This is a genomic window from Bacillus sp. FJAT-28004 (assembly GCF_001280845.1).
Lineage (GTDB): Bacteria > Bacillota > Bacilli > Paenibacillales > Paenibacillaceae > Pristimantibacillus.
Map to the genome: position 1 here is coordinate 19,443 of NZ_LGHP01000003.1, position 24,447 is coordinate 43,889.

The following is a 24,447-nucleotide window of genomic DNA, read 5'->3' on the forward strand; positions in this document are numbered from 1 at the left end:
GGAACGGCTATGGCGTAGCGGATATCGATAATATTTTTTGATATAGCTGATCAATATCATTCACATCTATTGCTGGAATAGATGAGTGATCTATTATGACATCAGGCCAAACCGCCGCTGCAAGAGGGCTCGTTACACTTTGCAACAGTTCGGAATCAACCGCCGACTTTATCAAAATGATTTTTGGATATGAGGCATCTTTGAATCCTTCAATTAGAACAACTTGGGCTTCAGACATTTGTGCAAGGAGCAGATGAAGCGGTTCCGTATGCTGCTTCATGATTGCTGTACGTTTTGAGGAAGTAATGGCCGTTATATCAGCGCCAGCCTCTTGGTGCCTCCACGTATCCGTACCAGGCGTATCGATATGAAAATCATGTGCGTCACGCTTGATCGTCCCAACTTTATATCCCGCTTGTTTGAAACGTTCTATTAGCCGGCAAACCATTGTGGTTTTGCCGGTATTTTTGTATCCAACGATTTGAACAATCAATTGCATGGGGTTCTCCTTTTTGAGTCTTGATGTCTGTAATTGCCATTAGTTTAACATACATTGTAAAATGAATGCTGAATAAGCTGCTGAACGTTATTTTCGGCGGTGATACGAGCGGAGGATGGATATGTCTGATAGCAGTAAGGCGAGCCAGAGGATGAGTGTGTCTGATAGCAGTGAGGCGAGCGAGAGGAAACAGATGGGCCGGTTCAATCGGCAGGCTGTCAAGGTTGGGGAAGCGCAGCAGCGGGTGCTTGCTGCTGCGGAGGGGCTTGTCCTCGGCAGCGAGCTTGTGCCGCTGCGAGCTAGCAGCGGCCGGAGGCTGGCGCAGACGATAGCTGCGACAAGCGATTGGCCGCCCTTCGCGCGCTCGGGCCTCGACGGCTATGCCGTGCGCGCGGCAGATATTGCGGCAGCGTCGCCAGATACGCCGGCGACGCTGCGCGTGGTTGATTCGGTTGCAGCGGGCGAACTCGCCCTAGCAACCGTGCAGAATGGCACTGCCGTGCGCATTATGACCGGCGCGGCTGTGCCTATAGGGGCTGACGCGGTCGTCATGCTTGAGCAGACCGCGGAAGCTATGCTGGCGGATGGCTCGCCGGCGGTGCTGATCAAGCACGCCGGCGTTGCCGGCCAGCACATCGCGCCCCAAGGCGAGGAGTTTCGCCTGGGGAGCGTTTTGGCTTGTCCCGGGACGCTTGTGCGACCGGGACATATTGCGCTGCTAGCCACCTTCGGCTATGCCGAGGTGGCGGTATGCAAGCGCCCGCGCGTAGCGATATTCGCGACCGGCAGCGAATTGCTGGCGGTTGAAGCTCCGCTGGCGGCGGGTCAGATCCGCGACAGCAATAGCTTTATGGTCGCTGCTATGGTGGAGCAGAGCGGCGGAGTAGCGATAATGTGCGGCATATTACAAGACAAGCCTGATGCAGTTGAGGCTGCATTTGCGAGCGTGTGGGATGATGTGGATCTGATTGTCACGACAGGCGGTGTATCCGTAGGCGACTATGATGTCATGTCCGACATCATTCGATCGATGAAGAACAATGATGCATCCAATAGAGAAGTGGAAAACCGAGTACTCTTCGACCGAGTTGCAATGAGACCGGGCAGTCCGACGTCAGCAGCTATGTTTGATGGCAAGCTGCTGTTTGCTTTATCGGGTAATCCGGGAGCATGTTTTGTCGGGTTTGAATTATTCGTTCGGCCATCGCTGCTGCGTATGCAGGGAGCTAAGGAGGTTTTGCCCCGGAAAGTAAAAGCTAAGCTGCTGACAGCCGTTAATAAGCCAAGTCCCCATGATCGTTTTGTGCGTACAAAACTTATTAGCGAGCAAGATGGCAGATTGCTTGCAGACCCGTTAGCCTACTCCAAGTCGAGTATGATGGCTTCAATTGCGGATGCAGAAGGATTAGCAGTTATTCCGTCAGGCTCAAAGGGAGCGGAAGCGGGCGAAATTATTGAGGTTATCCTCATCCGATAAATCAGCTTTTGAAACAAAAAAAGGTTTTATTAATAGTAATTGGGAGGATATAGCTGGTGTTGAGCCGAATATATCACTTAAAGGAACCGATTTAGAATTAGTCCAACATATGGAATTGGCGTGTAGGTTTGCATAGAGCTATAGTAAGCGGCATAAGGAAGGGTCGATGTTAATGGAGACTGCAGCAGATCAACAGCCTTTTGCTGCTCAGCATAGGTAAGCGCATATTTCAAGCCATTAAGCATGCCTTCTGATCCAAGCATAAGCCGTTGCATTCGCTTGGAAGAGTCCGTCAGCTTTTGCACTGTGCGCTCATTAATTTCTGATTTCATTAAATATGTAGAATCCGTCATCCACTTGCCGTCACGTGTGCTGCGGCGCAGCCCGACCTCCTCGGCTGCAGGATGCCTCAAAGCGAGCTCGATTGTTTCCCATAACTCGGGCCTTAAATCATCGGTATGTTCTTTGTAATGATCCTCCAACTGATTGAGCATAGTAGTCAGACGATATAAGCTTTCGGCTATAGGCTTGTCAGTGTACAATTCGCTGCTTAGTTGCCTACTTAGTTGGTCGATGTCAGACTGCGCTTGTTTAGCTTTATATAGCCAGGATGCAGCACTGTTTGCGGCTTGCTGGAAATCACGTGTCAAACGCTTGTTATAATCTGGGGCCTGCTGAGCCTCTCCGTCACGATAAGGATAATAAGCATATGGACTCACTGCTTGTACGGTGGAGAACGCATAGGATCGTTCAATGCCTCGAATGGAACGTATGGATGAGCTCATAAGTATACTCCTTTCTAACTCGATTGATGCTTGCAGCGTCAGCATACTATACGGTAATCAAAAAGACTGGCGGAATCTGTCATTAGGACTTATAAAATAAGAAAGCGGCGCATCTCCGCTGAGCTCGCCGCTTAGCCATTTACAGCAATAGAAATAAGAATGCGATAGCAGCCAAATCAAGAAAGAACGCTCCGCCCCATGGATAGTAAGAATCCTCTCCATAATAGTAAGGATCATAAGGATAGGCTTGGGTTTGAACCTGTGTTGAAGTGGATTTATGAACCGTCCCTTTTTTACCTTTACCGCCCTTTTTGTTTTTTGAAACTTGCGGCTCTACGTTTGTCAAAGAGGCTTCTGAACCCCCTGGACCTGCGTTTAAATGCAATCTGCCGTTTTCACAGGAGCTAAGTATGCCAACATGACGCATACCGTCATTCATAATCACGCATACTGGATACCCGCAAAAACGACTGACGACTTCTTCGTGCAATGGATAAATGCGTTCCATTTGCTGATGACACCTCCAAAGTTTATTGGGAATAAAGCATGAGTGCGTAGTACTTGCATTTTGCGATGAGAAACCAGACTCAAAGCATTCATTCCATCATTCCTGCAACCAGTGTATTCACCTACAGGCAAACGTGTATGGATGTTTACCCATTTGGAAGAGGACAGGAGTGAATAATAATGTATATTCCGAAAAATACACCCCCTGCTCGCCATCGTATGTCAGCAAAGCAGCGCGCCAAACAAACGAAAACGGGTATCATGCTTGCGTTTCTCGTGATTTTGATATGTGCAGTGTGGGCGATGTGGCAGGCGGACAGGGAACCGAAGGAAGCGACTTCAGCTGAACAACTGCTTCAGCATGATTTGGCGGCGTTGTGGTTATGGAGCGATGACCAGATGAAGAGCAGCTCCGAGGGAGCGCAGTGGTCGATTAGATGGAATGTGACGGGCAAGGAAGGGGCCATGGAGGAACTTAATAAGCTGTTTTTTTCAGCTGAGCAGGGGAATGCTAGCAGTATGCTTGTACAGAACGAGGGTAAAACGATCACAGGTGTTATCCCATCCTACGGCGGGCAACTGTCCATAAGTCTCACGCAGGCAGACAGTCATGGTGAGCAGATTATGGTTTTGTTTGAAACAAGCCCATCTGAAATGACAAAAAAAAATAGGCTGCTTCAAGTGACAGCAGACGTATCGGCGCAGATCGCCCGCATTTCCCCTGCGTTTACAAGCAGTATGAAGGTTCAAGGTTATACGGATAATAGTCAAGCAATCCAGCGTCTGGTTAGGCTATCAGATGCTAAATCAGTAGACCATTATGAAGACAAAGGCACGATCAGCGATATGTTTTATACACGTATGCTGCAATCAGCCATAATGGTTGAAAATGGAAAAACAGCAAATTTTCAAATCGCTCTACATAAAGAGACAAATTCTGATCAAACATCGTTGACGATCGGAGTGCCTGTCATTACGGGTGAATACAGCGCCAATACAATCGAAAGCCAGTAGCTGTTTTACTATGATTAGAATTAGTAACGCATCTTATCAGTATTTTTTATGACATGTTGAATAGCGAATTAAAGATGAATATGCTAAACTACATATCATGTAAAGCTGTATTAAAATACATAGGGAAAGAATGAGGCAAATGACATATACTAATAATCTTGATTCCGTCTCCGCAGAAGGTGCTGTATACTACCTCTTCGGTGCAACGGGCGATTTGGCTCGGCGCAAGCTGTTTCCAGCCCTTTTCAGTTTATATAAAGAAGGCAAACTCACAGAAAACTTTGCCGTCGTTGGTCTAGCAAGACGTCCTCGTACGAATGAACAATTTCGTTCGGACCTTTATGAATCCATTGTAGAATTTTGCCGTTACAAAGCGGACGATGCTGAACTTTGGAATCGTTTTGCAGAGCACTTCGTCTATATGTCGTTAGACATTAACGATGTGGAAGGCTTCCGCGAGCTTAGCAAACTGTCTGAGCAGCTCGACGTGAAATTCAATATTCCAGGTAATCGCCTCTTTTATCTAGCCCTTGCGCCATCACTCTTCGGACCTGTATCCTTCAATCTACGCGACGGTGGCTTGCTTGAGTCTAACGGCTGGCATCGCGTCGTAATTGAGAAGCCTTTTGGTTACGATCTACCGTCCGCACAGAAGCTTAATGAGCAGATAAACCAAGTGTTTAAGGAAGAAGAAATTTATCGCATCGACCATTACCTTGGTAAAGAAATGGTTCAAAACATTCAAGTTATTCGTTTTGCCAATGCATTTTTTGAACCTTTGTGGAATAATAACCATATTGCGAACGTTCAAATCACATTATCCGAAACGGTTGGAGTAGAGGATCGTGGAGGCTATTACGACAAATCGGGAGCTTTGCGCGACATGGGTCAAAACCATATGCTGCAAATGCTTACGATGATTGCTATGGAGCCGCCAAGCCGCTTGCACGGAGAAGATATTCGTGACGAGAAGGTAAAGGTGCTTCGTTCACTGCGCAACTATACGTCCAGTGATGAAGTTCGCTCGCATGTCGTTCGCGGTCAATACAGCGAAGGCAGCCATCATGGCAAAGAGCTTACGGGCTACCGCCAAGAGGACTCTGTTGGTGAGGACTCAACGACTGAAACTTATTTTGCTGCAAAAGTATTAGTCGACAACTTCCGCTGGGCTGGCGTGCCTTTCTATATTAGAACGGGCAAACGTCTACCTGTAAAAACGACGGAAGTCGTAATTGAGTTTAAATCGATGCCGCAAAACGTCCTATTTGCACAGCGTCATGATTTGGCGCCGAATCTACTCGTCATTCGCGTAAACCCGCTTGAGGGCATATATATTAAAGTAAACGCAAAAACTCCTGGCCAAAACAATTCTGTACAACCGGTAGCAATGGAATTTTGCCAAAGCTGCCAAATCGGCTTAAATACGCCTGAAGCTTATGAGCGCCTCATTCATGATGCAGCACGCGGCGATTCCACTTACTTCACGCGTTGGGATGAGGTTTCTAGGGCGTGGGCGTTCGTAGATCGCATCGCACAAGCTTGGCGCGAGGAAAAAAGCGATTTGAAGCTATATCCAGCTGGATCATGGGGTCCAGAAGCGGCGGATGATATGCTTAAAGAAGATGGTTTCCAATGGTGGCCGGTTAACGGTCAAGAGGAAGATAACGTCATTTGGGTTTCGAACAGCGGAAAATAAGCGCTGCCGCATACCTTACGTAATGAAGGGAAGACAAGCATGAGCCAATCGTTAAGTGAAGAAATTAAACAGGAAGTAGAAAAGCGCCGAACATTCGCGATTATCTCTCACCCTGATGCAGGAAAAACCACCCTCACTGAGAAGCTCCTCCTATTCGGAGGGGCCATTCGGCTTGCAGGGTCAGTCAAGGCGCGCAAAGCGAGCCGTCATGCAACATCCGACTGGATGGAGATTGAGAAACAACGTGGTATCTCGGTAACGTCCAGCGTTATGCAGTTCGATTATTTGGGACATCGCGTCAACATTCTTGATACACCTGGTCACCAAGATTTCAGTGAGGACACGTATCGTACGCTTACAGCTGCCGATAGCGCCGTCATGCTTATTGACGTTGCCAAAGGTGTGGAGGCACAAACGATCAAGCTGTTCCAAGTTTGCCGTAAACGCGGCATTCCGATTTTTACTTTTATTAATAAGCTAGACCGTGAAGGGCAAAGTCCATTTGAATTAATGGAAGAGCTTGAGCGTGTCCTTGGCATTCGTGCTGTACCTATGAACTGGCCAATTGGTATGGGACGCGAGCTTTGCGGTGTTTATGACCGAATGAAAACACAGGTCGAGCTGTTCCAAGGAAATGACCATTCCACGATAGAAGTTCGTCCCGTTAGCGATTATAATGATCCTGTGATTCGTGAGATGGCCGGAGATTATTTAACAGATCAGCTTATTGGCGATCTTGAGCTGCTGGATGTCGCTGGTGATCAATTTGACTTCGAGAAAGTGCAAGCAGGCGAACTGACGCCTCTTTTCTTCGGAAGTGCGGTTAACAACTTCGGCGTGCAAACGTTTCTAGAAAACTTCCTTCAGCTGGCTCCTAAACCTACTTCGCGCAACAGCACGACTGGTCAGGTTGATCCGACGAATGAGAAATTTACGGGATATGTTTTCAAAATTCAAGCGAATATGAACCCGGCGCATCGTGACCGGATTGCTTTCCTTCGGATTTGCTCCGGTAAATTCGAACGCGGAATGAGTGTTCGCCACGTTCGTAATGGTAAGGACATTAAGCTTGCGCAGCCGCAGCAGTTTCTAGCGCAAGATCGTGATATCGTTGATACAGCGTATCCAGGCGATATTATTGGCTTGTTCGATCCAGGTATTTTCCGAATCGGCGATTCATTGTCACAAGGCGGGGAAGTCGTGTTCGACGAGCTGCCGACGTTCTCCCCTGAAATTTTTGCTAAAGTGACCGTTAAAAATGCACTGAAGCATAAGCAGTACCAAAAAGGCATTGACCAACTGACAGAGGAAGGCACCATTCAGGTGTTCCACTCTACGGGCAACTTCGACGAGACGATTCTAGGGGTTGTCGGTCATTTGCAATTTGAGGTATTTGAGCATCGGATGAAGGCAGAGTACGGTGTAGATATTCAGCTGCACCGGTTGCAGTTCCAATTTGCACGCTGGATCGTCGATGATAAAATCGACCCTAGCAAATTCCGTATCAATACGACGCTCGTGAAGGACAAGAAGGGCAACTATGTCGTCTTGTTCGAGAACGAATATGCGATGCGTACGGCAGTAGATAAGAATCCAACGTCTAAGTTTCTGGAAACCGCGCCTTAAGGGTAGGGAGATAGGCAAGTTAAAGCATCCTCGGCCAGTCGCGCAGCAGCGCTTGCGGCTGAGGATGCTTTTTATGTCCGTCTATCTGAATTTCAGTGCTAAAACGATTCTTTAACCGTATAATAAATGGATAAAAAACGATAGGTGGCTAGTCATTCATGAAAACAATCATGTTCACCGGGGGAGGCTCAGCCGGACACGTTACCGTTAATATGGCCTTGATCCCGCATTTTTTGGAAGAGGGTTGGTCAGTCCAATATATCGGATCGGAGAGCGGTATTGAACGGCAGCTTATCGCAACGATTCCGCAAGTCAAGTATTTTCCGATATCGACGGGAAAGCTGAGAAGGTACATGGATATTCAGAACATTAAGGACCCTTTTAAGGTAGTAAAAGGTCTTTATCAGGCTTATCGTCTCATCAAGAAAAATAAACCCAACGTCATCTTCTCCAAAGGTGGATTTGTTTCCGTACCTGTCGTCATTGGTGCTTGGTTAAATAAGGTGCCACTGCTTATTCATGAATCAGATTTGACGCCAGGTCTTGCCAATCGGCTATCGATTCCTTTTGCAACGGGTGTATGTACGACTTTCCCGGAAACGGGCAGCATGCTGAAGGCTGACAAAAGCAGGCATGTAGGGGCCGTTATACGTGAGGAAGTCAAGCAGGGGAACGCGGATCGAGGCAGAACGTTCTGTGGGTTTACAAGAAGTAAACCTGTCATTCTAATCATGGGAGGAAGTTTGGGTGCGCGCAAAATTAATCAGACGGTCAGGCAGTCATTAACTAGCCTCACCAAAAACTTTCAAATCGTTCATCTATGCGGCAAAAATCAAGTTGATCCGTCGATTGTTATACCTGGCTATAAGCAATTCGACTTTGTGAATGAACAATTGCCAGATGTGTTGGCGATGACGGATCTTGTTATTTCCCGTGCAGGCTCTAATTCCATATTTGAATTTTTATCCTTAAAGAAGCCAATGCTGCTTATTCCGCTCACGCGGGAACAGAGTCGAGGCGACCAAATTTTAAATGCACAGTCTTTCGAGAAATCAGGTTATGCCGACGTATTGTACGAAGAGAAATTGACGGCTAGCACATTGATTGAGAGCGTCGAGAATTTGTATCAAAACCGAATATCCTATATCGATCGGATGAATATGAGTGAGGAAGCAAATGCGTTGTCTGCTGTTTTTGAGTGGATAAATGAAATTGCTAAGAAATAGTTAGAGTGTAAGCGACCAATGAGAATAAACGATCTAGAACGCTGATGTAATCGTTCTGGATCGTTTTTTTTGTTAAGACGGTATTCCTAAAAAAGCTGTAAAAAGTTTATTGACGGTAAAACGTTTTCATGCAATAATGTACGCGTGTACATAAAAACGAAATTACAACTTAGCATATTAGCTTTTCAGGAGGAAAATGATTATTAGCAGGAAAGAAGTAGCGAAGCTCGCGGGTGTCTCTGAGGCAACTGTATCAAGAGTAATGAACAATGTCGGCCCCATAAAAGAGGTAACGCGAGAACGTGTATTGCAGGCTGCAGCTGAGCTGGGATACGTTCCAAATGCGCTTGCACAGCAATTCGCTCGAAGGAAAAGCGGGAATATTGGTGTTATTTTGCCGTTCGTTCCAAAGGTTCATTTGTTCTCCACTTATTATTTCTCAGAAATATTAAGCGGAATCGGTGAAACTGCGAAGCGCTGCGGTTATGATCTGCTGCTTATATTCAGAGAACCAGATGGGGCTAGAGATTACGCTAAGCTTTTTCGCACGCATAAGATCGATGCCTGCATTGTGCTGGGCTCTCAGAATGTTCAAGAAGAAAGAGCAGCTCTTGCCGAGCTGAAGGCCGAGAACTTTCCGTTCTGCCTTGTAAATCAGCGGTTTGACGAGGAGCATTATCGAACAGTCGATGCTGATCATGTATCAGGCAGCAAGGCAGCCGTTCAGCATCTGGCGGGTCAGGGCAACCGCAGCATCGCTTTTGTTAACGGCCCGCTGCAATATTCCAATAGTGCCGACAGGCAGGAAGGCTACAAAGCTGCGTTAACGGAAGCGGGACTTGCTTACGAGCCTAAGCTTGTTTACTACGGTAATTACAGTCGGAAGAGCGGCTATGAGCTGGCGGGAACATTAGCGGAACAAATCAAGGCCGGCCAAATCGATGCGGTATTTGCAGCGAATGATCGAATGGCCATCGGGCTGATGCAAGGCTTGCGGGATTTGGGACTCGAAGCGGGCGAGCATTATGCATTGGTTGGATATGATGATTCAGACGGCTCACGCATCATTAGCCCAAGACTGTCGACCGTTGCTGTACCTTTCTATGAAATGGGCAAGCTCGCGGCTGCTAGATTACTGGATCCGGATCAGAAAAGTGAATCGACTGAGCCAGAAAGAGATGTACTGCCTGTCAATTTGGTCACTAGAGAAACGTCAAGGAGTAAGCATTAGGTCGTTAAAATTTAGTAGAACGAGTCATTTTGCTCCATCCTATTTCAATTGCGAGACGTGAACTTATCGCTGGAGGCGGCGTAAGGCGTTTACGCTTAAGAGAGGCGGATTTTATATGGATAAAGTAAAAGTGGGCATGGTTGGCTATAAGTTTATGGGAAAGGCGCATAGTAATGCATATCGCGCGCTTCCGATGTTTTTCCCGGATTCAATTAAGCCGGAAATGACGGCAATTTGTGGTCGTGATCCCGAAGGCGTTGAGCAAGCACGGTCACAATTCGGCTGGGAAAGCGCAGAAACGGATTGGAAGGAGCTCATCAAACGCGAAGATATCGATTTGATCGATATTAATGCGCCAAGCGATGCTCATAAGGCAATCGCGCTTGCTGCTGCAGCGGCAGGCAAGCACATATTTTGCGAGAAGCCACTAGCACTAACGCTTGAAGACTCCCGTGAAATGCTTGAAGCTGCAGAGAAAGCTGGCGTTAAGCATATGGTAGGCTTTAATTACCGATTTGCTCCTGCAGTTCAGCTTGCCAAAAAACTAGTATCAGACGGTCGAATCGGTGAAATCTATCATTTCCGCGCTGTATTTTTGCAAGATTGGATTATCGATCCTAGCTTCCCGCTCGTATGGCGTCTTCAGAAGGAAATTGCGGGCTCCGGCTCACATGGTGATCTAGGAGCACATTTGATAGATATGGCACGTTTTCTTGTCGGTGAATTCAATGAGGTTATCGGCATGAGCGAGACTTTCGTGAAAGAGCGTCCGATTGCTTCAGCCATGACAGGTCTTAGTGCTAAGGGAAGCGAGGCTGGACCGCTCGGTGAAGTAACGGTTGATGATGCAACCTTGTTCATGACACGCTTCGCTAACGGTGCGTTGGGCAGCTTCGAGGCAACGCGCTTCGCAGCAGGCCATCGTTGCACGAATGCTTTTGAAATTAACGGCAGTAAAGGAAGCATCAAGTTTGATTTTGAGCGGATGAATGAGCTTCAGGTATATTTTGCTGATGATGCTGAGGATGTACAAGGCTTCCGCCGTGTACTTGCAACCGATCCGTCGCATGCTTATATGGATGCTTGGTGGCCAGCAGGACACACCATTGGTTATGAGCATACGTTCACGCATGAAGTGCATGAGCTGATGCAAGCATTTGCTGAAGACCGTCAGCCAGTCCCGAACTTTGTGGATGGCGTGAAATGCCAAGAGGTTCTAGAAGCGGTAGATCGTTCGATTGCAGAACGCCGCTGGGTAGCGATTAGCGAATTATCGTAAGGAAAATAAGGAGACTACTTAAAGTTTGGGAGAGGCAGGAGAGTTCAATGAAAAAAGCATTAATCGTGTGGGGCGGCTGGGATGGACATCAGCCGAAGGAAGTAGCAGAAATATTTCGTGAGGTGCTTGCTGCTGAAGATTTTGAGGTAGAGGTATCTGATACGCTAGAAGCATTTGCAGATGCAGAAAAACTGATGGGGCTTGATCTAATCGTACCCGTATGGACGATGGCTCGTATCGAGCAGGAGCTTGTTAACAATGTGTCTGCAGCTGTTCAAAGCGGTGTAGGTCTGGCAGGATGCCATGGCGGAATGTGCGATGCGTTTCGTGATAATGTAGACTGGCAGTTCATGACCGGAGGGCAATGGGTTGCTCACCCTGGCAATGATGGTCTTGAATATACCGTAAATATTACAAATTCATCAAGTTCGCTTACGGAAGGTATTGAAGATTTTGTTGTGCGTTCAGAGCAATATTATTTGCATGTGGATCCGGCAGTTGAAGTGCTTGCGACAACACGCTTTCCACTAACACCGGGACCGCATTCACTTAACAAGGCAGTCGATATGCCGGTTGTATGGACGAAGCGTTGGGGCGTAGGACGCGTTTATTATAACTCGCTTGGTCATCAAGCCAATATTATGGATATTGAAGTGGTGAAGGAGCTTATGAGACGTGGCTTCTTGTGGTGTGCGGAAGGCAAGACTAAAGCGTTAGCGGCGGGTAATGCTGCATCGGCGTACAGCGGCATGGCGGATAATCAGCTGTAAATTGCAATCATAATTATAATCTTAGGATATGAGAAGAGGGACTCGAGATTATGGAAAAAATTAAAGCTGGGATTATTGGAACAGGTAATATTAGCGGTATTTATTTTGAAAACGGGAATCGCTTTGATGCTTTGCAGGTTGTAGCTTGCGCAGACTTGGATGTAGCTCGGGCAAAAGCAAGAGGTGAGGAGTTTGGTGTTAGAGGCTGTTCGGTAGAGGAGCTGCTTGCTGATCCGGAAATTCAAATGATTATCAATTTGACGATTCCACAGGCGCATGCATCCGTTTGTTTGCAAGCTCTTGAAGCAGGCAAGCATGTTTATGTAGAGAAGCCATTTGCTGTGACCCGTGAGGAAGCGCAGCAAGTACTTGAACTCGCTGAGCGTAAAGGACTTTATGTTGGCAGCGCGCCGGATACATTCCTTGGCGGCGGTATCCAAACAAGCATTAAGCTGATTGAGGATGGATGGATCGGTACACCAATTGGCGCTACTGCGTTCATGGTTTGCGGAGGACATGAATCATGGCATCCGGCACCTGAGTTTTATTACCAAAAGGGCGGCGGTCCAATGTTCGATATGGGCCCGTATTATCTAACAGCACTTGTTGCACTCCTTGGGCCTATTACTCGGGTGACAGGCTCGGCACGCATCTCCTTCCCAGAGAGAACAATTACAAGCAAGCCGAAATACGGCCAGCAGGTAGAAGTAGAAGTACCGACCCATATTGCAGGAGTGATGGATTTTGCATCTGGCCCAATCGGCACGCTGTTGACGAGCTTTGACGTGAAGGGCGGCACTATGCTGCCTCGTATCGAAATTTATGGAAGTGCAGGCACGCTACTAGTACCAGATCCGAACGGATTTGGCGGTGAAATCAAAATTTGGCGAGCAGGCTCAAATGAATGGTCTACGATTCCGCATGCTTATGGTTACACAGAAAACGCTCGCGGAGTCGGTGCAGCTGATATGGCTAAAGCGATTCAAACAGGTCGAAAGCATCGCGCTAATGGCGAGCTTGCGTATCATGTGCTTGAAGCGATGCATGGTTTCCATGACGCATCGGAACAAGGTGTACATTATGTTATGAAGAGCACCTGCGAGCGTCCGGCGCCATTGCCGCTCGGATTGCAGCCATACTGCTTGGATTAGTAGAAAAGAATTAATAACGAAAAAAAGCAGAGCGGGAAGTCCGCTCTGCTTTTTAGTGCTGACCTATTATTTTATCCACGCTTCAACTTTTTCAGCGTTTTGCTCAACCCATGCTTTTGAGGCAGCTTCAGGCGTTTCGCCCTCTTGAATTTTGATCATTACGGAAGCCATATCTTCCGGCGTCCAGTTAAACTGATCAAGGAATGTGTAAGCCTCAGGTAGATCATCTTTTAGCCCTTTACGTGCGATTGTATGAATTTGTTCGTCTCCGCCATAGACATTTTTGGGATCTTCCAAATATTTAAGATCCATCTTGGCGAACATCCAGTGCGGTGTCCAGCCTGTCACAACAATCGGCTTCTTATCTGCATAAGCCTTCTCAAGCTGCTGAGTCATTGCTGCGGAAGAGCTTTCTAGCAGGTTCCATTTATCCTGTAATTTGTACTCATTCAAAGCTTTCTCTGTTGACATCATAATTCCGGCACCGGGCTCAATACCGATAATCGTATGGTCTACTGTAGCGCCAACGGCATCAGTAAGATCTTCAATACTGTTAACGTCCATATATTGAGGAACGACTAGGCCAACTTTTGTTCCTTCTAGATTTGGTCCAAGATCGTCGTATTTACCGTTATATTTAGCAACGTATGAAGCATGTGTAGTAGGGAGCCAAGCGGCTACCATGGCATCAACGCTGCCATCAGAAACACCAGCCCACATAGGTCCTGCGTCTACTTGCATCATTTCAACCTTATAGTTAAGCTTCTGTTCAAGTACTTCTTTCACAACATAAGTGCTCGAAATTTCAGAATCCCAAGCTACATAGGCGAGCGTTATTTTTTTCTTGCTGCCCTCATTGTTTGACGACGAACATCCAGCTACCAATATCAAAGCCATTACGGCTGCTGCAATAACAGTCATTTTGTTGAATTTCAAAAAACCACTCCTCAAAGTTTGCGCAGCAAACTAACTTCGAAAGCATGCGCTTAATATTTATAAATTTGATATTAATTTGTTTTGCTTTTACGAATGATCTGTTGGGTTAAACGGTCTAAAACGATAGCTAAAATAACGATAGCTAGACCAGCTTCAAATCCCACACCTGTATTCCCTTGTGTTACTGCACGATATACAGAAGCACCTACACCTTGGGCGCCAATCATTGAAGCGATTACGACCATGGAAAGTGACAACATAATGGTTTGGTTGATGCCTGCCATAATTGTTGGCAATGCAATCGGAAGCTGCAGCTTAAAGAGCTTCTGCGATGGCGTGGAGCCGAAGGCATCCGCTGCTTCCACTAATTCTGAAGGTACTTGGCGAATACCGAGATTCGTTAATCGGATCGTTGGTGGTATTGCGAAAATAATGGAAGAGATTACACCAGGAACAACACCTAAAGAGAAGAAGGTAACTGCCGGCAGCAAATATACGAAAGCTGGCATCGTCTGCATGAAATCAAGTACTGGCGTAAAAAACTTTTGAACATTGTTATACCGTGCACAGAGTATACCAATTGGGACACCAATGAGTACGGATATAAAGGCGGCAGTCAAAACGAGCGCTAATGTCTGCATCGTTTGGCTCCATAAGCCGAGATTCTCAATAATCAGCAATCCGATAAGTGTAAATACACCCATTTTCCACTTACCGATAAGCCAAGCTATGATCGTAAATATTAAAATAAGGATTAGCGATGGAAACCAGTTGAGTGCGGTATCCAAGCCGTTTACTGTCTGACCTACTACTGTGCGGATGAGTTGGAAAAAGGGTTCGAAATTAGCTTCCAACCACGCTTCCAGCCATTCTATCCAATCCGCTAATGGGATTTTAGGAAGATTCAACACGTTCACCAGCCTCTAATACGGAATTTCCAGCTAATGCGGCCAAAACCGCGCCCTTGATAACGATGCCTTTTAGACGTCCGTTGTCATCAATGATGGAAATGGGAAATTTAGAATTACTCATTAATTCAAACAACTCATTAAGCAGCGTATCCGGATGTGCAGAAGGTGCTTCACGCTCCATTGCTTCTTCAAGCTTTTGGCCGTTTTTAATAGCGATAACGGCTTCTTCTGCAGTTATAACACCAAGCAGACGCATACCTTTGTCAACTACGTAGAGACTTGATACACCGCGGTCACGCATAAACTGTAATGCAACACGCGGCCCCTTCTCAATGGTAATTGTCTCAGGTTTAATCATAACATGGGATGCTGTAAAAACTTTAGAAAGATCGACGTCTTCGACGAAGCGTTCTACATATTTGTTAGCAGGCTGCATTAATATTTCTTCCGGCGAACCGATTTGGACAATGCTTCCGTCCTTCATCAACGCAATTTGATCTCCGATTCGAAGTGCTTCGTTTAAGTCATGCGTGATGAAAACGATCGTTTTTTTCATTTTGGATTGAAGCTCAAGCAGCTCGTCCTGCATATCCTTCCGAATTAGCGGATCAAGTGCACCAAACGCTTCGTCCATAAGTAGAACGTCGGGATCATTTGCAAGTCCTCTTGCAAGACCAACACGCTGCTGCATGCCGCCGCTCAATTGATCGGGATAGCTATTCTCCCAGCCTTTGAGACCAACAAGCTCCAGCGAGTTCATTGCCATTTCTCTGCGTTTCTTCTTATCGATGCCCTGAACCTCTAGTCCGTACTCAATGTTTTGAACAACGGTGCGATGTGGAAACAGCGCGAATTTTTGAAATACCATGCCTACATTTTTTCTTCTAAACTGCCGCAGCTGCTCAGGAGACATTTTAAGCACATCTGTACCGTTAAACAGAACTTGGCCTAAAGTAGGTTCAATTAATCGATTAAGCAGACGTACCAGCGTCGACTTACCGCTTCCGGATAAGCCCATGATGACAAATATTTGTCCCTCTTCAATCGAGAAGTTCGCTTGGTTCACACCAACCGTAAGCTTCGTTTCAGCTAAAATTCTTTCTTTGGACCATCCTTTATCCAACAGCGGGATCGCCTTTTTCGGATCAGCTCCGAAGATTTTGGTTAGCCTCTTGGCTTCTAAAAGTGCCATGTTATGCCCCCTTGTGGAATATTTCGACTCCTATAAGTTTAGTTGGTAATGTTTGTGATGGTCAAAAGGCGTGAGACTCTGTATACTTCGTACAGTTATAACTTTACGTACTTTACGTACTGTATTCTCTGGATAACTCCCTATTTCATATCAAAAGCTTTCTTTACATATAGATGGTCATTTGATTACAATAATTGATGTAAGAATGATAGGGGAACAACACTCCTCAGGAGGAACGACATGAATGAGCTCGCAGCTTTAACAGATGAGCAGCTTACCAAGCTGCAAAAGGCAAGGCGCCGTGTTATTGAATCAATTGGTGAAAACATGGATCTGTATGGTATTACGTTATCAATAGGTCATCTATACGGTAATATGTACTTTAATCGTGAACCTGTAACGCTTGATGAAATGAGTCAGACGATGGGCATGAGCAAGACTTCGATGAGTACAGGTATGCGTACGCTGCATGACCTGAAGATGATAAATAAAGTATGGGGCAAGGGCTCAAGAAAAGATTTGTATGAAGTAGAGCCGAATTGGCATCAAAACTTTACCGATTACTTCTCCATTAAGTGGAGAAAAGCAGTCGAGCAAAACATGAGTGCCTTAAACCGTTCAATGAAGGAAATTGATTCATTAAAGCTGCAATATGAAAGTGAACAAGCATTTCTTGACGTGCTCGAGAATGATACGCAAAAGATTGATGAGGCTTTAAAATATTACAAATGGCTTGATCGTTTGATCGATTCATTTGAAAATGGTGATATTTACAAGTTAATACCACAAGAAGATTAAAATTAGAAACTAGAGGCAGCGCTTCTTGCCTTTATTATGCTTCAAAGCCGCGAGGAATTATTCTTGCGGTTTTTTTGTTTGTTCCGAGCATAATTTCGGCGCTGCGTTCTCTGTTCAAAGGAGGAAAAAAACTTCATTTAAAAATGTTCATAGCAAACGCCCTGTTCGGTTTTTACAAACAAAATATGGTAAAATAAAGATTATAACTTTAGGGTAAGGGGATATGCTAATCGATGGATGAACGCTTGCGAGCCAACACTGAGCCTATGATCGTTACGAATGGAAAGGTCGTTTTGCCGGATCAAATCGCTGATGCGGCGATTGCTATTGTTGATGGGCGAATTGATGCTGTGCTGCTGGATGAAATGGCTGTTGTTAATTGGATAAGGCGGCATCCTAAGTCGATAAGTATAGATGCGAAGCAGCGGTACGTGCTTCCGGGTCTTATTGACATTCATTGTGATGCAATTGAGAAAGAAGTGCAGCCACGCCCCAATACCTTATTTCCTCTCGATATGGCATTTCTGGAATTTGAGAGGAAACTGCCGGTACATGGCATAACGACGATGTATCATTCATTATCGCTGGGTGTAGGACTCAGTTTGCGCGGAGATCATTTGCTAACGGGGATGATTGAGCATATTAACAGCTATCGCAATAGACGATCAATGATCCGCAATCGTATTCATTTGCGGTTTGAGGTGTCGCATCTGGCTGGTATGCCTATTGTTGAACGATTTTTAAATGAGAGGTCGATTGACTATTTATCCTTTATGGATCATTCCCCAGGGCAAGGTCAATATCGTGAACCGGGTTCTTTTGAGCGTTATGTGATGAAGAATCAGGGAATTGGCCTAGATGAGGTTCGTATCATTGTTGAGGATCTTATTCAGCGGAGACAGCTGGTGAGCGGCGATCATTTGAAACATCTGAGTAAACTTGCAGCCAAAGCAGGCATAGCCATTGCCTCTCATGACGACGATTCGACTGAGAAGGTGGATGAATCAGTTTCTTATGGCATTTCTGTTTGTGAGTTTCCAATTAACTTGGAAACAGCACAGTATGCTTCTAAGCGGGGGCTTCGTGTTTGTGTAGGTGCGCCTAATGTCGTAAGGGGTGCGTCTCATGACAAAAATTTAAAGGCGGTTGATGCAATTACTGTGAATGCTGCCGATATTTTATGCTCCGACTATCATCCTTCTTCCATGCTGGCAGCCGTGTTCAAGCTTGCAGATGAAGGGATTGCTGCTTTGCCAGCTGCGGTACGTATGGTCTCATTACATCCGGCGCAAGCGTTAGGCGCTGATAAGGATATTGGTTCCATAGAGCTAGGCAAAGCAGCAGATTTAATTATCGTGGACCGTTATGATGGCCTGCCTTGGGTAACAACTACCATTGTTGGGGGCCATAATGTTTATACTGCTGCTGTTCGTTACTGAGATGGATTGGCATGCTCGGAATGATGAAGATGCTTATATAAGGAGTCGACCATTCGTTCTTGCTCAGGCTCAGTGGATTGCTGCCAGATCATTTCAAACAGAACTCCGAGCCCTGGCAAAGTACGCTCATCAGCGCCAATAGAATCTTCAATTACTTCCGATAGCTCCTTGGCGGAGTTATCCTGCACACGCATAACGATTGCTTGACGCAGATCAATTTCATTCAAACTAAACAGCTCCTTCCCCCTTGAGATTTACTTCTTTACTATGTCCAGCGCTTGCTGCTTTCATCCGAATGAGCAAGCTATGGTATACTGTCTAAATAACTCCAGCTATCATCCGCGTAAGGAGGATTTTGTAACGATGGCAAAGAAGCAATATGCAGTAATTGGGATGGGACGTTTCGGCTCTAGCATTGCAAAAGCTTTGACAGATATGGGCTTTGAGGTGCTGGCCATTGACTCGAACGAGCAGCGTGTTCAAGAGGTCGTTAATTTTGTTACACATGCGGTGTCCGCCGACTCAACGGATGAGGAAGCGCTGCGGGCGCTCGGTATTCGGAATTTTGATGTTGTAGTTGTTGCGATAGGACAAGACATTCAGTCCAGTATTCTGACAACACTCATCTTAAAGGATCTGGGAGTGAAAACGCTGATCGTCAAAGCCCAAAATGATCTCCACGGTAAGGTCGTGGGCAAAATAGGCGCCGATAAAGTCGTTTTCCCAGAGCGGGACATGGGCCTGCGCGTCGCGCATCATCTTGTATCACCAAATATTCTCGATTACATCGAGATTTCAGACGATTACAGCATCATTGAGATTAAAGCTCCCGAACCGATGATTGGACAAAGCTTGAAGCAGCTCGATATTAGGGCAAAATATAAATGCAATGTCATGGCTATCAAAACAGGCTCTACGATGAACATCGCCCCTTATGCGGACGATTTAATCGGTAAGGAAGATATCCTTGTTATCGTAGGCAAAAACTCAGATCTAACAAATTTAGAAATCGCATATTCGGAAGGTTAAATCAAACTATGAATGAAAAATTTGATTCTTTGCTATCATCTGTACAAAATGACAGAGTCAAGCAGTGGGCCTCACTGCTTGACAAAAAATACCGCGATCGCAGCGGCCAATTTCTAATTGAAGGTGTTCATCTTGTGTTGGAAGCGCTCAGGGGTACTGCGGATGTAACGACAATTGTCTACGATACGGAACGTGGGATTCCTCCAGAGCTTAAGCTTGAGCGAGAAACGAATGATTCGGAGGCAACACTCGGTTTAGAGTGGGTACAAGCTTCACGATCGGTTATGTCCAAATGCACAGGGACGGATACGCCGCCTCCCGTTTTTGCTATTTTGTCTAAGCTTTCTGTAGATAAAGAAGCATTATATCGCAAAAACGGCCTCGTTGTTGTGCTTGACGGCGTACGCGATCCTGGCAATGCGGGTACGATCATTCGCAGTGCGGATGCGGTTGGCGCAGATGCCGTTATTTTGGGCAAAGGCTGCGTGGATCTCTACAATCCGAAGACCGTAAGATCAACGATGGGGTCTTTATTCCATCTTCCTATCATCGAAGGGGATTTAAAAGAACTGCTTCCCCAAGCAAAAGCAAAGGGCATAAAGCTTATCGGGACGAGCCTGCAAGCGAAGCATACCTGTTATGGCTATGACTGGACTCAGTCAACATGGCTGCTTATGGGCAGTGAATCAGAAGGATTGTCTCCTGAAGTTCGCGAGCTTGTAGATGAATCGGTCATTATTCCGATGGTCGGACAAGCGGAATCGTTAAATGTAGCGATGGCAGCAACGGTGCTGCTTTATGAGAGCTTGCGGCAGAGGGCATATAACGAAACATGAATTTCATCTCGTCCATAATTAACCATGTATCATGCATCACATAAAAGGAGAGAGCCAGCAACACGGCTCTCTCCTTTTGCTTATCTAAACGAACAAAATATTAATAAATGGAACTTTTTAACTATTCTTATCGTTAAGGTATTGTATTTAGAAATTTTTAAAAATGGAAGTACGACAGAGCCTAACAAAAGAAGGGATTATATCCTATGAAAGCTTTGAAAATGGTTTCAATCTGTTTGATTGGTATACTGATTATCTTTGCTGCATTTACAGTGAGTAAAAGTGTAATAGATAATATTAACTTTCAGCATGTGGAAGTAAAACCAGCAGTCATTAATGAAATTCGTGATGACCAAACTTACCCAGAAGATATAGACAAAATGATATCGCATAGTTTAACTGGTACGAAGGAGACAGCTTTGCCTGTCAAAACTAATCAAAATTACGTTCTGCATGAGGATAAGCTTTATGTTACAAACAACCAAGGGAAGACTTGGTTGCAGGTTCCAGATGACGATTATCTAGGATATGCCCGAATAACGGAATATATAGAGACCATTGAAGAGAGCAATATATACACATCCAATGAAAAAATTACTATTGTGTACGGTGGGCGTGGCTCGGAAAATATCAGTGTTATTTCTTCAGATAGCAAAGGTGAGTTATGGAGTGTTGGCAGCATATCTAAGACAGCTACTCATGACTTGAAAAATGGTTACGGTGAGATGTTTATTGATTTCTTAGCCGATGATAGAACGGGGTATCTTGTTGCTGTAAGGAACGAAGGATCAACAGAAAATAAGATTTTGGCATATCGCAGTGTAAATAGAGGTGTGACTTGGGACTATGTAGATATCAATGAGGGGCTCTATGATGAAATCATGTCACATTTTAGATTGTAGGAGATGTTTTTATGATTCGGAATAGATCAATAAACATTGCATTATTCGCAGGGGCTTTATTACTAATCATTTTTCAAGCATTGTTTCTTGGTGTCGCAGCCCCCAAGGATTACTATCTCATTCATGATTGGATCTTCTATGGAATCAATTATATAATCATTATCTTTCTGTTCTTTTTGTTGTACAGTAAGAATGAATATATCAGATGGATTCAATGGATGCTAGGACTGATATTGTTGGTTATCAACACTTCATTTTTCTATTATATGGGTGATGTGAACGTCGTTGTGTCTAAGTCACCGGACAAGCAGCATGAGTTGATTCTCAAGGAATATAAGAAAATGAATTATGAGACAGTAAGATTGAAGCGTAAGGGTCTATTCTTCGGGAAACAAACAGTTGCTTTTAAGGGAAGCTCTACATATAAGACGATCGAAGAAGAAGCTTTTCAAATAAATTGGGTTAGCGGAGACACAGCTGTGGTTACTTACCTGACTAGTGGTAATGGTACTTTGCAACAACGCATCTTTAGTTTTAGAAATGCTGATTACATAAGCTATAAATATGTTGCAGTTAGTTTGACTGGGAAATGGCTTGAACAAGATAACCCTCACAACTACATCATGTACAATGGAGGAGAAATTGTTTATGCCAAGGATGGTCAACTTTACTACTACAGTGATCACGATACTGAACAACAAGGAATTTTCTCTCTTGTCATCAAGGGAGATGAGAAAAAACCTTCTTTTACAGTGGTGCTGAATGCTGATTGTATATTTGGTGATGATGGCTTGATTAAGGATGGAGGAACTATTACCCTATCTCCAATAACTTTTGAAGAATCGGAGGGCAAGGTTTATTATAAGCAATAGTAAAGTACAATTCATATACTCACAACAACGTAAAAAGGCTGTTACAAGGTGTTTACCTTGTGACAGCCTCTCGTTTTTCACGCTAACTTATTGGATAACTCCGCATGCAATGCGATTGCCGGAATTTCCGGATGGATCAGTAACATAATCATCTTCTTGTTCATGGATGACAATGGCTGTGCCGCCGTCCTTCACTAATGAATGGGGCTTGCCTTTCATGAGCGTTACATCGCTGCTTACGATATCGGCCTTCACTTTTCCGTCCGCACCTACCATAATATTAGGGAGATCACCATTATGGTAGCCTTTTGGATTGTTAAAGCCATGAAGCTTGTTCGCGGGATTGAAATGAGCTTCTGCTGTTTTGAAATCTGGCGGATCGCATTTGCCGACGTTGTGAAAGTGGATACCATGTTTGCCTGGAGGAAGCTTTTCTGCTTCAATATGCAGGTATACCTTGTCTGCTTTTTGGGTGAGCTGGGCTGATCCAATATTTTGGCCTTCACTGTTAATAATAGTGACAAGAACGCCATTAGGTTCAGCGTTTGGATGGGCCATTACAGCGCCAAATGTCTGGGTCAGGAAAAGCACACAGACTAACAAAACGATTTTTCTCATCGTATCCTCCAGATTCCTCATTTTCTAATTTTGTCCGTATAGAAAACGGCAATAAGCATATGGTGTGCAAAAAGATTGCTTTTATACATAAAAAACCAGCAGGAGGATAGAGTATGGAAATTAGAAGGTTCATTGAAGAGGATATAAGTGAGGTTGTCTCATTGTTTTATGAAACCGTACATGCAGTAAATAAACAACATTATTCAAAGGAGCAGCTTGATGCATGGGCTCCACAAGAAGAGGTAGCCCAAAAGCTCGAAGCTTGGAAGGAATCCATGGTCAGCAATATCACCTATATAGCTGAGATCTGCGGTCAAATCGTGGGATTTGCTGACATGACCTATGGAGGGGAATTGGATCGATTGTATGTCCATAAGAATTATCAGAGAAGAGGCGTAGCTTCAGCCATGTTGAAAAAACTTGAAGCTGAAGCTGGTCGACTAGGAGTAAATGAGATAAGAACAGATGCGAGCATAACTGCAAAACCATTTTTTGAGCGAAAAGGATATCGTGTAGTTCAGTCACAAATCGTTGAACGCAAAGGTGTGAAATTAGACAATTTTAAAATGATCAAAAAGCTGTGAAAACTAATCATTGGATGAATAATGCTAAGTGGCTGCTGTGTTTGTCGCAGCTTTCTGAATGCTATGGACACCCATCACAACTGCAATAAGCTCATAGCTATCAAGTTCGGTTGAGAGATTGTGAAGACGGAAGGCACCGGACTGGAGCCAATTACTCGTTTTCTCAAAGGATGCAACCTCTTGACCCGACATATCTATGATCGAATAAACATAAGAGAAGGCTGGAGATTCAATTTGAAAAATACCTCGCTCCCCTGCGTCGTATTCATAACTTTTGCTAAAAAAAGTAAATCTACTTCTCAGCACACCAATAATTGAATCAGCTGCGTCACGCACCTCCCATTTACTTGAGAAAAAACGGAATTTTCCATTGTAAAGGAGTGCATTGTCTGAAGCATATACGGAAAGGGTCGCGCTGAACATGCTTTGTAAATTTAAAGTTCCAACTGAGTCTCCAACTGCATCCATAATGAGGGTTTCCCCAGCGCTAAAGAAGTTGTCTTTGAAATAAAGCTCCACTTGAAAACCACCTTCCCGTTTAAGAATAAGGAACGTACGGCTAGCCAAATATATTTTTCACGAACGGAGTAACGGGCATATTTTTCAAATCCTGCACATTAATCCACTTGGCGCCTAACGAATCTTGACCATCGCCATCCGTTCTCAAGTTAAATGTTTCATCTACTAATTCTACATCGTAAATAATTCCAATATGATGCATTTCCTCTAATTTATCCTCTTTAAATGGCCAGATCAGTGTATATGACATTGTCGTTTTAATGGTGCCATTCAACGCTGTAATTCCTGTTTCTTCTTCAAACTCTCTAATTAGTGTTTGATAAGGCGCTTCTCCGAATTCAATTGACCCGCCAGGAAAATCCCACTTCCCCGTATGTGGACCTCTGCCTTTTTTGATGAGCAGCACTTTATTATTTTTCTTCAAGACACCGTACACCCCAAGATGTGTAATTCTATCCATAAACAAGCCTCCTTTAGAATGTCATCTTCGACATCTTGCTCTCTTACTCCTTGTAGTTACAAAATTTGGTTCGGCTATTGCAATAACACT

Annotated in this window: 26 protein-coding genes; 16 read left to right on the top strand and 10 right to left on the bottom strand. The window is 44.9% G+C overall.

The window, feature by feature from the left end; translation table 11 throughout:
- Nucleotides 1-7: 7 nt before the first annotated feature.
- Nucleotides 8-499 (bottom strand): molybdopterin-guanine dinucleotide biosynthesis protein B, encoded by a 492-nt coding sequence (gene mobB, locus AC787_RS27865; protein ID WP_054028245.1) that lies wholly within the window; start codon nucleotides 497-499, stop codon nucleotides 8-10.
- 121 nt (nucleotides 500-620) lie between these two features.
- Between mobB and glp the strand changes: the two genes are divergently transcribed.
- Nucleotides 621-1,976 (top strand): gephyrin-like molybdotransferase Glp, encoded by a 1,356-nt coding sequence (gene glp, locus AC787_RS27870; RefSeq protein WP_235561144.1) that lies wholly within the window; start codon nucleotides 621-623, stop codon nucleotides 1,974-1,976.
- 77 nt (nucleotides 1,977-2,053) lie between these two features.
- Here the strand turns inward: glp and AC787_RS27875 are convergent, their stop codons facing one another.
- Both AC787_RS27875 and AC787_RS27880 read right to left on the bottom strand, forming a co-directional pair.
- Complete coding sequence (locus tag AC787_RS27875) at nucleotides 2,054-2,761, bottom strand: hypothetical protein (protein WP_054028246.1); 708 nt, start codon at nucleotides 2,759-2,761, stop codon at nucleotides 2,054-2,056.
- Between the two features lie 139 nt (nucleotides 2,762-2,900).
- Nucleotides 2,901-3,269 (bottom strand): hypothetical protein, encoded by a 369-nt coding sequence (locus tag AC787_RS27880; RefSeq protein WP_054028247.1) that lies wholly within the window; start codon nucleotides 3,267-3,269, stop codon nucleotides 2,901-2,903.
- Nucleotides 3,270-3,448: 179 nt separating this feature from the next.
- Between AC787_RS27880 and AC787_RS27885 the strand changes: the two genes are divergently transcribed.
- The 8 genes from AC787_RS27885 (at nucleotide 3,449) to AC787_RS27920 (ending at nucleotide 13,261) form a co-directional block, all read left to right on the top strand.
- Complete coding sequence (locus tag AC787_RS27885; protein WP_054028248.1) at nucleotides 3,449-4,282, top strand: YwmB family TATA-box binding protein; 834 nt, start codon at nucleotides 3,449-3,451, stop codon at nucleotides 4,280-4,282.
- Between the two features lie 139 nt (nucleotides 4,283-4,421).
- A complete protein-coding gene (zwf, locus tag AC787_RS27890; protein ID WP_054028249.1) occupies nucleotides 4,422-5,978 on the top strand; it encodes a glucose-6-phosphate dehydrogenase in 1,557 nt (518 codons plus the stop codon).
- Between the two features lie 39 nt (nucleotides 5,979-6,017).
- Nucleotides 6,018-7,604, top strand: coding sequence for a peptide chain release factor 3 (locus tag AC787_RS27895; RefSeq protein ID WP_054028250.1), 1,587 nt, complete (start codon nucleotides 6,018-6,020; stop codon nucleotides 7,602-7,604).
- A 158-nt stretch (nucleotides 7,605-7,762) separates the two neighbouring features.
- On the top strand, nucleotides 7,763-8,830 hold the full coding sequence (locus AC787_RS27900; RefSeq protein WP_054028251.1) for an undecaprenyldiphospho-muramoylpentapeptide beta-N-acetylglucosaminyltransferase: 1,068 nt from the start codon (nucleotides 7,763-7,765) through the stop codon (nucleotides 8,828-8,830).
- Nucleotides 8,831-9,026: 196 nt separating this feature from the next.
- Nucleotides 9,027-10,061, top strand: coding sequence for a LacI family DNA-binding transcriptional regulator (locus tag AC787_RS27905; RefSeq protein ID WP_054028252.1), 1,035 nt, complete (start codon nucleotides 9,027-9,029; stop codon nucleotides 10,059-10,061).
- 115 nt (nucleotides 10,062-10,176) lie between these two features.
- Nucleotides 10,177-11,340: a Gfo/Idh/MocA family protein gene (locus AC787_RS27910; RefSeq protein ID WP_054028253.1), complete on the top strand. Its 1,164-nt coding sequence runs from the start codon at nucleotides 10,177-10,179 to the stop codon at nucleotides 11,338-11,340.
- A gap of 47 nt (nucleotides 11,341-11,387) precedes the next feature.
- Nucleotides 11,388-12,110 (top strand): ThuA domain-containing protein, encoded by a 723-nt coding sequence (locus tag AC787_RS27915; protein WP_054028254.1) that lies wholly within the window; start codon nucleotides 11,388-11,390, stop codon nucleotides 12,108-12,110.
- A gap of 50 nt (nucleotides 12,111-12,160) precedes the next feature.
- The gene (locus AC787_RS27920; RefSeq protein ID WP_200930782.1) at nucleotides 12,161-13,261 is read left to right on the top strand and encodes a Gfo/Idh/MocA family protein; all 1,101 of its coding nucleotides are present in this window, start codon (nucleotides 12,161-12,163) and stop codon (nucleotides 13,259-13,261) included.
- Between the two features lie 66 nt (nucleotides 13,262-13,327).
- On the opposite strand, the gene AC787_RS27925 is transcribed toward AC787_RS27920, so the two are convergent.
- The 3 genes from AC787_RS27925 to AC787_RS27935 all read right to left on the bottom strand — a co-directional run bounded on the left by AC787_RS27925 (nucleotide 13,328) and on the right by AC787_RS27935 (nucleotide 16,300).
- Nucleotides 13,328-14,182: a glycine betaine ABC transporter substrate-binding protein gene (locus AC787_RS27925; protein ID WP_063847719.1), complete on the bottom strand. Its 855-nt coding sequence runs from the start codon at nucleotides 14,180-14,182 to the stop codon at nucleotides 13,328-13,330.
- 86 nt (nucleotides 14,183-14,268) lie between these two features.
- The gene (locus AC787_RS27930; protein WP_054028619.1) at nucleotides 14,269-15,105 is read right to left on the bottom strand and encodes an ABC transporter permease; all 837 of its coding nucleotides are present in this window, start codon (nucleotides 15,103-15,105) and stop codon (nucleotides 14,269-14,271) included.
- Nucleotides 15,092-16,300: a quaternary amine ABC transporter ATP-binding protein gene (locus AC787_RS27935; RefSeq protein WP_054028257.1), complete on the bottom strand. Its 1,209-nt coding sequence runs from the start codon at nucleotides 16,298-16,300 to the stop codon at nucleotides 15,092-15,094. The genes AC787_RS27930 and AC787_RS27935 overlap by 14 nt, the downstream gene beginning before the upstream one ends.
- Nucleotides 16,301-16,540: 240 nt before the next feature.
- On the opposite strand from AC787_RS27935, the gene AC787_RS27940 reads away from it, so the two are divergent.
- Nucleotides 16,541-17,098: a GbsR/MarR family transcriptional regulator gene (locus AC787_RS27940; protein WP_054028258.1), complete on the top strand. Its 558-nt coding sequence runs from the start codon at nucleotides 16,541-16,543 to the stop codon at nucleotides 17,096-17,098.
- A gap of 233 nt (nucleotides 17,099-17,331) precedes the next feature.
- A complete protein-coding gene (locus tag AC787_RS27945; protein WP_054028259.1) occupies nucleotides 17,332-18,537 on the top strand; it encodes an alpha-D-ribose 1-methylphosphonate 5-triphosphate diphosphatase in 1,206 nt (401 codons plus the stop codon).
- Here AC787_RS27945 and sspI read toward each other — a convergent pair.
- Nucleotides 18,531-18,764 carry a small acid-soluble spore protein SspI gene (gene sspI / locus AC787_RS27950; protein WP_082361222.1) on the bottom strand — a complete coding sequence of 78 codons (234 nt, stop codon included), beginning with the start codon at nucleotides 18,762-18,764 and terminating at the stop codon, nucleotides 18,531-18,533. The two genes, AC787_RS27945 and sspI, sit on opposite strands and share 7 nt — an antisense overlap.
- Before the next feature lie 79 nt (nucleotides 18,765-18,843).
- Between sspI and AC787_RS27955 the strand changes: the two genes are divergently transcribed.
- The 4 genes from AC787_RS27955 (at nucleotide 18,844) to AC787_RS27970 (ending at nucleotide 22,176) form a co-directional block, all read left to right on the top strand.
- Entirely contained in the window at nucleotides 18,844-19,566 is a 723-nt protein-coding gene (locus tag AC787_RS27955) for a potassium channel family protein (protein WP_152970788.1), read from the top strand.
- An 8-nt stretch (nucleotides 19,567-19,574) separates the two neighbouring features.
- The gene (locus AC787_RS27960) at nucleotides 19,575-20,402 is read left to right on the top strand and encodes a TrmH family RNA methyltransferase (RefSeq protein WP_054028261.1); all 828 of its coding nucleotides are present in this window, start codon (nucleotides 19,575-19,577) and stop codon (nucleotides 20,400-20,402) included.
- 206 nt (nucleotides 20,403-20,608) lie between these two features.
- Entirely contained in the window at nucleotides 20,609-21,304 is a 696-nt protein-coding gene (locus AC787_RS27965) for a hypothetical protein (RefSeq protein ID WP_054028262.1), read from the top strand.
- Nucleotides 21,305-21,315: 11 nt separating this feature from the next.
- Complete coding sequence (locus tag AC787_RS27970; protein ID WP_054028263.1) at nucleotides 21,316-22,176, top strand: hypothetical protein; 861 nt, start codon at nucleotides 21,316-21,318, stop codon at nucleotides 22,174-22,176.
- Between the two features lie 87 nt (nucleotides 22,177-22,263).
- Here the strand turns inward: AC787_RS27970 and AC787_RS27975 are convergent, their stop codons facing one another.
- Nucleotides 22,264-22,794 carry a superoxide dismutase family protein gene (locus AC787_RS27975; RefSeq protein WP_054028264.1) on the bottom strand — a complete coding sequence of 177 codons (531 nt, stop codon included), beginning with the start codon at nucleotides 22,792-22,794 and terminating at the stop codon, nucleotides 22,264-22,266.
- 113 nt (nucleotides 22,795-22,907) lie between these two features.
- Between AC787_RS27975 and AC787_RS27980 the strand changes: the two genes are divergently transcribed.
- Nucleotides 22,908-23,378, top strand: coding sequence for a GNAT family N-acetyltransferase (locus AC787_RS27980; RefSeq protein WP_054028265.1), 471 nt, complete (start codon nucleotides 22,908-22,910; stop codon nucleotides 23,376-23,378).
- A 24-nt stretch (nucleotides 23,379-23,402) separates the two neighbouring features.
- Here AC787_RS27980 and AC787_RS27985 read toward each other — a convergent pair whose 3' ends face one another.
- Nucleotides 23,403-23,897 (bottom strand): hypothetical protein, encoded by a 495-nt coding sequence (locus AC787_RS27985; RefSeq protein WP_054028266.1) that lies wholly within the window; start codon nucleotides 23,895-23,897, stop codon nucleotides 23,403-23,405.
- A gap of 40 nt (nucleotides 23,898-23,937) precedes the next feature.
- Nucleotides 23,938-24,357 (bottom strand): NUDIX hydrolase, encoded by a 420-nt coding sequence (locus AC787_RS27990; RefSeq protein WP_054028267.1) that lies wholly within the window; start codon nucleotides 24,355-24,357, stop codon nucleotides 23,938-23,940.
- Nucleotides 24,358-24,447 lie beyond the last annotated feature (90 nt).